The sequence below is a fragment of the bacterium genome (genome assembly GCA_037131655.1).
GTDB lineage: Bacteria > Armatimonadota > Fimbriimonadia > Fimbriimonadales > JBAXQP01 > JBAXQP01.
Genome location: JBAXQP010000124.1, coordinates 1 through 7944, shown reverse-complemented (window position 1 = coordinate 7944; position 7944 = coordinate 1). Strand labels below are relative to the sequence as shown.

At 47.7% G+C, this 7944-nt stretch carries 8 protein-coding genes; 2 read left to right on the top strand and 6 right to left on the bottom strand.

Annotated elements, in window-relative coordinates:
- Positions 1–6: 6 nt before the first annotated feature.
- The 4 genes from nuoI to WCO51_07200 all read right to left on the bottom strand — a co-directional run bounded on the left by nuoI (position 7) and on the right by WCO51_07200 (position 3976).
- Complete coding sequence (gene nuoI, locus WCO51_07215; GenBank protein ID MEI6513051.1) at positions 7–477, bottom strand: NADH-quinone oxidoreductase subunit NuoI; 471 nt, start codon at positions 475–477, stop codon at positions 7–9.
- Positions 474–1028, bottom strand: coding sequence for an NADH-quinone oxidoreductase subunit B family protein (locus WCO51_07210; protein ID MEI6513050.1), 555 nt, complete (start codon positions 1026–1028; stop codon positions 474–476). Before WCO51_07210 ends, nuoI begins: the two co-directional genes overlap by 4 nt.
- Positions 1029–1130: 102 nt before the next feature.
- Positions 1131–2129, bottom strand: coding sequence for an iron ABC transporter permease (locus WCO51_07205; protein MEI6513049.1), 999 nt, complete (start codon positions 2127–2129; stop codon positions 1131–1133).
- Positions 2130–2212: 83 nt separating this feature from the next.
- Positions 2213–3976, bottom strand: coding sequence for a 1,4-alpha-glucan branching protein domain-containing protein (locus tag WCO51_07200; protein ID MEI6513048.1), 1764 nt, complete (start codon positions 3974–3976; stop codon positions 2213–2215).
- A 325-nt stretch (positions 3977–4301) separates the two neighbouring features.
- Between WCO51_07200 and WCO51_07195 the strand changes: the two genes are divergently transcribed.
- On the top strand, positions 4302–5420 hold the full coding sequence (locus WCO51_07195) for a tetratricopeptide repeat protein (GenBank protein MEI6513047.1): 1119 nt from the start codon (positions 4302–4304) through the stop codon (positions 5418–5420).
- 93 nt (positions 5421–5513) lie between these two features.
- Complete coding sequence (locus tag WCO51_07190; GenBank protein MEI6513046.1) at positions 5514–6551, top strand: tetratricopeptide repeat protein; 1038 nt, start codon at positions 5514–5516, stop codon at positions 6549–6551.
- Positions 6552–6557: 6 nt separating this feature from the next.
- On the opposite strand, the gene WCO51_07185 is transcribed toward WCO51_07190, so the two are convergent.
- Both WCO51_07185 and WCO51_07180 read right to left on the bottom strand, forming a co-directional pair.
- Positions 6558–7424 carry a hypothetical protein gene (locus WCO51_07185; GenBank protein ID MEI6513045.1) on the bottom strand — a complete coding sequence of 289 codons (867 nt, stop codon included), beginning with the start codon at positions 7422–7424 and terminating at the stop codon, positions 6558–6560.
- Positions 7421–7944: hypothetical protein (locus WCO51_07180; GenBank protein MEI6513044.1), on the bottom strand; the 524-nt coding region annotated here is incomplete at its 5' end. The genes WCO51_07185 and WCO51_07180, both read right to left, overlap by 4 nt.

The following is a 7944-nucleotide window of genomic DNA, read 5'->3' as shown; positions in this document are numbered from 1 at the left end:
ATTTGATTATCTGTTTACGTCCACCGGCAACGCTTCAAGCAACATTTCTTTAGTAAAGATCATCGCATCCCGGGTATAGCTTGAGAGTTCGAAATCGCTTCTCAAAACGATTGCAGTTGTCGGGCAAGCTTCCTGACAAAAGCCGCAAAAGATGCAGCGCAGCATATTGATTTCGTAGCGTTTGGCATAACGTTCGCCCGGTGAAAAGCGTTTTTCGTCCGTATTATCACCGGCTTCTACATAGATACACCGAGCCGGACAAGCCCCCGCACAGAGTGAACATCCTATACATCTTTCCAAACCATTCTCATAGCGGGCTAATACATGTCGCCAACGGGTTCGAGGGTAGCTTTCTCTTCTTTCCTCGGGATAACACACCGTATTGGTTGGATGCTTTTTCTTGTTTAGGTGCGCAATCGTCGTTTTTAAACCTTCGATGATCGGGCCGGCAATATTGATTACGATGTTGCGTATCATATCGAACTTCCTTTAGCCTTGAGCTCAAGAAGCATTCCCGTTCGTTGGCTGCGTATTTTGCGTTGGAGTTGAAGCAATCCATAAATGAGCGCATCGGGTGAGGGCGGACATCCGGCAACATACACATCGACGGGCACGATTTGATCCACCCCTTCAACAATAGCGTAGTTGTTAAATACTCCCGATGTCGAAGCGCAAGCTCCCATCGAGATGACCCATTTAGGTTCAGGCATCTGATCGTAGAGTTGACGAAGCACAGGAGCCATTTTTTTGGATAATCGTCCGGCAACAATCATCACGTCCGCTTGCCGCGGAGAAGGGCGGAATGCTTCCATCCCAAACCGTGCAATATCAAATCGGGATGCTCCTGTTGACATCATTTCGATTGCACAGCATGCAAGCCCAAAAGTAAGGGGCCACAGGCTATTGCGGCGCGCCCAGTTCACGAGGTCATCAATCTGACCAATAACAAACCCTGGACCGGAATTAACGCCGGGTGGACGCGGAGTTGCCGAGTCTTGCAGCCCGATTTCTACTACTTTATTTGCCATAGAGGTTTATTCTCCAACCAAAGCTAAATTCTTTAACTAGTCAACAATACTTATTTTACTGCCTGCGATAATATCCACGCAAGCAAGTAAATGAATTCATCATTATGTCGTTCGTTTTAATAGATAGATAAAAAATGGAGTGCCCATCAAGGCGGTGATGACGCCCACAGGGATTTCAATAGGCCGAAGGAGCATACGAGCCATAATATCGGCGCCAACGACTAAAATTGAACCCAAAAAAGCAGAGGCTGGGTAAAGAGTTCGGTGGTCGGCGCCGAATAGACGACGGGCAATGTGAGGGACGATAAGGCCGACGAAACCAATAATGCCGCAAACGGATACGGCTGCGGCTGTGATAACCGAACCGGCGATAAGAATAATTCTTTTAAGTTGCTCGATTTCGATCCCCAAATGAGCCGCTGTTTCTTCACCGAGACTAAACACATTCAATGCCCGCGCTTGCCATTGAAGGGCGAGCCATCCGATGAGAGCTAATGGAGCAGTGATTAATAAGTGATCCCAGGTGCAATCGGCAAAACTTCCCATCAACCATGATAAGATGCTGTTGAAGTCTTTATGGGCTGCAATCAGAAGAAGCGTAATCAACGACCAGAGCGCCGAGCCAACCGCAACGCCAGCTAAAAGAAATGTTCCTACTTGCACTTGGTTGCCGCGTTTCGCAAGCGAATAGACGAGTGTCATCCCGAGCATCGCGGATAGGAAAGCAATTGCCGGAGCGCCGAAGCCAAAAAGGGCGCCGGATACTCCAAGCAAAGTGGCAACCGCTCCACCGACTGCCGCTCCTGATGAGACCCCCACAATATAGGGGTCTGCTAGAGGATTGCGAAGTAGCCCTTGGAAAGCAACCCCCGCGATAGCCAGCATTGCACCCACCAAAGCGGCCAACGCCACACGCGGCATACGAAGCTTCCAGACTATTACGTCAATTATCTCCGAAGGTGGACGAATATGGGAACCTATTAGTGGGATTCGAGCCAGAATTGCATCACGGACATCGGCAAACGACAATTCTGCTGCGCCTAGATAGGTTGAAACCACCATCAACGCAAATAGACTTACAGCCAGGATGATTAAGGACAATAGAAAAGGCACCCTTCTTCGAAGTGAAGGGGGTGCATAAGTAGCTTCCGTTTTATCCGGTGAAGCGATCATAGTATTAATCGTTAAAAAGCGGCTCCCGCTGGAAATTCGGTGTTGGACCAATAGGAGAGGTCGAGGTCTTGGAACGGATTATCCCTTAACTCGCTATCCTTATAGATCTCGATTTCTTGCTCATTAAGTAAGCCGCCTTCGCCAACTTTGCGAGCCATATCAGCCAGGGCTTTGAACATTCGTGAGTGTTCTGCAACTCTTACCTCAGCATAGTCACGGGCGGACCAAGTGCTGATGAGGAATTGCCAGTCGGAGGATTCAAGCAAAAGCAATTCTCTAGCCGCCTGTTTAAGAATTGGCGATACCTCTGGGTTCATGCGGTACTTGTCGATCAACTTAACTAAATCGCGCTCAGCTGCATAAATATCTTCCCATGTCCAGGCGTTCTGCTCGTTGAGCCAGATTGAGTGATAGCCGCCTTCTCCCCACGATCCTTCGGGTAGATGAACCGCCGAGGAGGGCGGGTTCATCTCAAACTGCTCACTAGCGGTGACTAATTTAATCTGCGGGTCGCTTGCGAGGCGTTTGGTGACCTCATAAAGCCACTCTGGCCCTTCAAACCACCAATGTCCATAAAGCTCGGTATCATACATCGAGACCATGCAGCCAATACGTCCTGTGTTGCGCTTATAGTTGGCCATTGTGTTCTTAACAAGCTCAACGAAGTGATCGGCATGTTGGCAGAGACGTTCGTAGGAATGCAGAGGTTCGTAGAGCGCCTTAGCTCCCAAATCTGCCTTGTTCTCGCTGACACGCCAATAGCGCAAACGGCCTGGGTAATGCATCTTATGGAATTCGAGATAATGCGGATCGCCAGGATAGCCGTGCGAACCGCTCCAAACTTGGACAGTAGTCTCAGGGTCGCGGGCAAAGCAGGCAACTGGCGCATAGGTTTCGCCGGGACCTGCCGCCCAATAGCTTTCGTATTCGGAACGATTCGCCCCTTCCATGTTCTTGAATGAATCTGAAAACTGCTTGTAAAGTTGTGTCAGAGCAGGGAAGCGATCAGCGTAAGTCCCCAACGGGCTGCCGCCTCGGAGCATGTGCGAATCAACAAAGAAGTACTGTAATCCATTCTCGGCTAAAACCGCTTCAACGCCTTTGCGATAGAAAGGCTTGCCCTTGTCGCCAACTGGCGGACTCCATTCGTAACTTGGCCGATAAGCGCATTCGGGAAGCCAAATTCCTCGTGGCTCACACCCGAAGTGTTTCTCATAAGTCTTGACCCCAAGTTTAACCTGAGCCTGCACTGATTCATCGGTTCCAAGTAATGGAAGATACCCGTGAGTAGCGGCGCTGGTGATGACTTCGATGTGGCCTTCATCTTGAAGCTTTTTGAAGCCGCTGAGAACGCTGTGATTATGCTTTTCTTTAAATTCTTCTAATTGCCGGGAATAGAATTGCTGCCAGAAATAGGCCAATCCACCCTGCCAAAGGTTGCCTTTTGCGACAAAATCGCGTTGGTCATCGATAGCGACATTGACCGCATTTTGCAGATAGTCTACGAATTCACTCTTAAAAGACTCGTCAGCAAGCTGTTCCTGCAGGATGGGGGTCATGTTGACCGTGATCTTAGGCGAAATGCCTTCGTTGGTCAATCGCTCGCAGGCGTTCAGGATAGGCAGGTAGCTTTCAGCGGCGCTCTCAAATATCCAGTCAGTGCCGTGAGGCGACTTCCCATGTGATAACACATAAGGAATATGAGAGTGAAGCACCAGCATTAAATGTCCAAGTATCTCCGGCAAGACAGTAGGTCCTTTCGATCGGTTTTGCAATAGGATGGAACTGCGTACTTCGGAGATAAACCCTTAGCAGCAATTCATTCACTCTAACTGTTCTATTGTATCCGAACGAATGCCCTTAATACTAGCACGGATTTCCTAACCGGAAGCTAACATAGAAATGACGCCGATTGAATAAGGAAGGGTTTGAAACCGCTCAATAAAAAATTGTTTGTCAATTTACAAAAAAACTTTCTTCGCGAAGAGGATTTTTAATAGCGCATGGCGAACTTATAAATAAGAGAGCTTGTATATTAATAATTGGATTTTAGTGTTGATGCTGTTTTAGCTTTAGATTTTGTTGATTCGAGGTGAGAAGATGCATGAGGAGCGAACGGAGATTTTACGCAATGAGGTGTTCGATCTTTATCAGCAGGGGCTGTTCGAGGTGGTTATCGAAAAGATTTTAGCTGCCGGTCGGGTAGCGGATGATGATTACGATCTGCAATCGCGATTTGGGTCATCACTCTCTAAGCTTGGGCGGGATGAGGAAGCGGTTGAGGCTTTTCGCGGTGCGCTTGCTCTTCGTCCTACTACCGCTCAGGCTTTCTATAATCTAGGAGCTCAATTCGTAAAGATGGGTCACGAAAACCAAGGGCGTCCGATGATAGTTGAAGCCAATCGCCTCGATTCCAAACATGCCGGCGCTGCTTCGCTATTAGCTCGGATTGGCGCAGATAAAGATGAGATGATAGAAGCTCATACGGAATGGGAAAGGAGTGCAGGGGCGATTGATTGGAGTAAACCCACTCCCGTCGGCGCGCCTCCAATTAGTAGCAGTACTCTGATTAAGGAACAATCGATCAGCGCTCCTGAATCAACGATGCAGGGTTCAGTTGCTCCTCCAGTTGTTACGGTTCCGCCAACAACAATTATTTCTCAAACGCCACCTCGACAACCGGTTCAGCCGAGCACGCCTCCCGCTGCCAAACCTGCGCCGGTGACTCGTCAGCCATCTCCTAGTTCGGAGCCATTCAAGCTTCCAAAAGAACCAAACTCACAGATGCCGCTTATCATTTTGGGGGTATTCATTGGGCTTGTGCTTATTGTGAGTATGATTGCCCTTATGCTCTCAGGCAAAAAGGATGAGACTAAAGAAACGGTTGAACTGCTTTGGGACGCTCTTGACAGGGGCGATATTGTAACCGTTGATCAGCTAACAACGGTGACCAGTTTGGGCGCTAGCGATAGTAAAAAGATGTTGATTGAGTGGTGGCTTGATGCACGCAAATCGCAGCAGACCAATAAACTATCTTGCACCATCATCAACTCTGATGTAAGGGGTGATAAAGCAGTAGTAACTGCCAAAGAAGAGGTGCATAAAGGGGCAGGTGTTAGTTCGGAGACCGATGTCACTTACAATCTTGTCAAACAGAATGGCAAGTGGATTATCGATATTTCTAAGCTCGACATTAAGATGCCAACGGTATATGATTAGTTTGGATCGCACTAAAATGAGTGCATATCTATTATAATAAGTTGTCACCTCGCCTTGCTGTGAGGGTGTGGGTTTAAGGTTGAGGAGATATGTATGCACGAGGAACGGACAGAAGCTTTACGAACAGATGCGATTTGTTTATTCGAAAAGGGCGATTTTGAAGCTGTTGCTGAGATGATTCTGGCAGCAGGGGTTTCTGCGAAAGACGATTATGAGCTTCAATCCCATTTAGGCGCTTCCTTATCGAAGTTGGGTAGGCATGAAGAGGCATTGGAAGCTTTTAAAACCGCTCTAGCTTTGCGTCCCAGTTCAGCACATACTTATTACAATCTTGGCGTCCAATTAATCAAGATGGGTCAAATAGACGAAGGTCGCCCGTTAATCCTTGAGGCCAAGCGAATCGATCCCAAGCATGCCGGCGCAGTTGCGCTTATCGATATCATCGGAGAGGATAAGCAAGAGGATTTCGAAGTTAAAATGGACTGGGAGCGCACAGCCGGTGCGATTGATTGGAACGCCGATTATTTAATTTCTCCGGAAGTTGTAGAGGGAGTACCTGAGGAAGAACCGCAAGAAGAGGAGCAAGACCTTGGCGATAGGATAAAAATTCTTTCTGATACAGTCAAGATTCCGCCGCCGCGCAAACCTCCTGAGTTCACCCCCATTATCGGCGCGATAGTATTTCTCATCATTGCATGTTCTCTTTTCTACCTCATCAATAATGCTCCCGATCAGGCTGAGCAGTCGGTTATGAACTTGATAAAAGCGACGGAAAGAGGCGATTGCAAACTAGTCAGGGAGCTTATATATATTGAATATACTCCTGAGATAGAGTCTGTCTTGGCCACTGAAAACCGAACCAAGGAACAGTATTTAGATGAGATTGTCAGGTCTTTGATAGAGGAAAAAAAGAATCCAGATAATGGAAAGAGTTCATTCAAATTTCTTGGATCGAAGATAAAAGGTGATGACGCTGAAGTGACAACTCGAGAATCGGTCGTTACTCCTGAGGGCAAAGGCGTAAGTTTCGACCTTACTTATTCGATGAAGAGACAAAACGGTCGGTGGAAGATCGATTTGATGAAGACTTACCACAATAACTCGATTCTGTTGCAAAAAGCGGCACGCTAGAAGACGCTATTTTAGCTTCTTTTGCATTTCTTGTAAGACTCGGTCTTCAGGGAAGTAGGTTAGACCTTCGACTACTGCTAAGGCTTCCTGATATTGTTTGTTCGGTTGCCTTAGACATAAAACTTTCCATCGAAGCGCATTCAAAAACGCCTCGTCGTCATCTTCACTTCTGAACTTCTGACTTCGGGCAATGCTGATGGCCTTATCCAATGAAATGAGTGAGACATCGAACTGTCTAAGGTGATAGCCGTAAAATCGCCCTAACTCGGTTAAGATAACGATGCTGCGCGTGTTGGAGCGAAGCCCCTCGTTTAGGTAGGCAATAGCCTCTTGAACGCGGGTATTGTCACTGGCAATAATGTTAGCGCCCACAACAAAACCGGGGACAAAATGAGGATCTGCCCAGGTGGCAAAGCGGATGAGCGGCAAGGTTTCACTTGGATTGTGGTGTTTGTGGCCTCGAATATCATAGAAGGGTTGCGTTTGCCGTTCAATTTCTCCTAACCAACCGCGAAAATCACGATCACTTTCCGGAATAACCGTTGTTTCATTGCGTTCATCGTGAGTGCCGTTAGCTTCACCATCAGCGATTGAGGCGCGTCTGATCGCATTCGCTTGGTGTTCATCATCCGTTAAAGATCGAAGCGCAACCCCGCCATGGATGTATTGGTCGGCCTTGAGCCATAAAAAACCGGCCATGTTGGTTCTAAACTCACCAAAGACGGAGGCCGTTGAAGAGCCTTCCATCGCCTCGAAAACATGCCCATCCGTCGGATCGGTTGTAATCTGTGGAGCTGTTTTACGAGCAATAAATCCACCGCTCGCTAGCAGCATTACAGCAAATCCAAAACCAATTAATTCGCGTTTCATCATACTGCCTGCCGATTGAATTTAAGCCAGCCAAGAGTGAGCATTGCCGTTGAGTACAACACAGCATAGAGCGCTAATGTGCCGATGACCCAAATTGGAACAGGAGGCCAACCATAGGCGACTTTCTTGCCCAAGTCAAATAGGTCGACATGGGGAAGGACATAATAGAGAATATTTGATAGAAATCGAGTGATAGGCATCATGCCTTCATAACTCAAAAGTAGACCGCGGCTGATTGTTCCGGCTCCTACTGTAAATAGAATACAAAAAGTCACATTGGCTGCTGGAGTTGTGATAAGAGATAGCGCCAGCGTAATTGCGGTGAGCATCCAGAGGGCAAATAGCTTCAGTAATATATACTGCCAAACGATTGAGCCTAAAGATAGGTGGAAACGCCACATGGCCAGGCATCCCACTGCAATTAAAATAAGAAAAGCCAGCGCCGAGACAAAGTACGCGCCAAGAAACTTGCCGATTAGGAAATCAAGGCGGGTAATCGGGCGCGAGAGAAGCGGATAGAGCG

Bases quoted from the DNA above. Each gene is read 5' to 3' on its own strand.
- nuoI (MEI6513051.1), bottom strand. From the start codon at position 477: ATGATACGCAACATCGTAATCAATATTGCCGGCCCGATCATCGAAGGT.
- WCO51_07210 (MEI6513050.1), bottom strand. From the start codon at position 1,028: ATGGCAAATAAAGTAGTAGAAATCGGGCTGCAAGACTCGGCAACTCCG.
- WCO51_07195 (MEI6513047.1), top strand. From the start codon at position 4,302: ATGCATGAGGAGCGAACGGAGATTTTACGCAATGAGGTGTTCGATCTT.
- WCO51_07190 (MEI6513046.1), top strand. From the start codon at position 5,514: ATGCACGAGGAACGGACAGAAGCTTTACGAACAGATGCGATTTGTTTA.
- WCO51_07185 (MEI6513045.1), bottom strand. From the start codon at position 7,424: ATGATGAAACGCGAATTAATTGGTTTTGGATTTGCTGTAATGCTGCTA.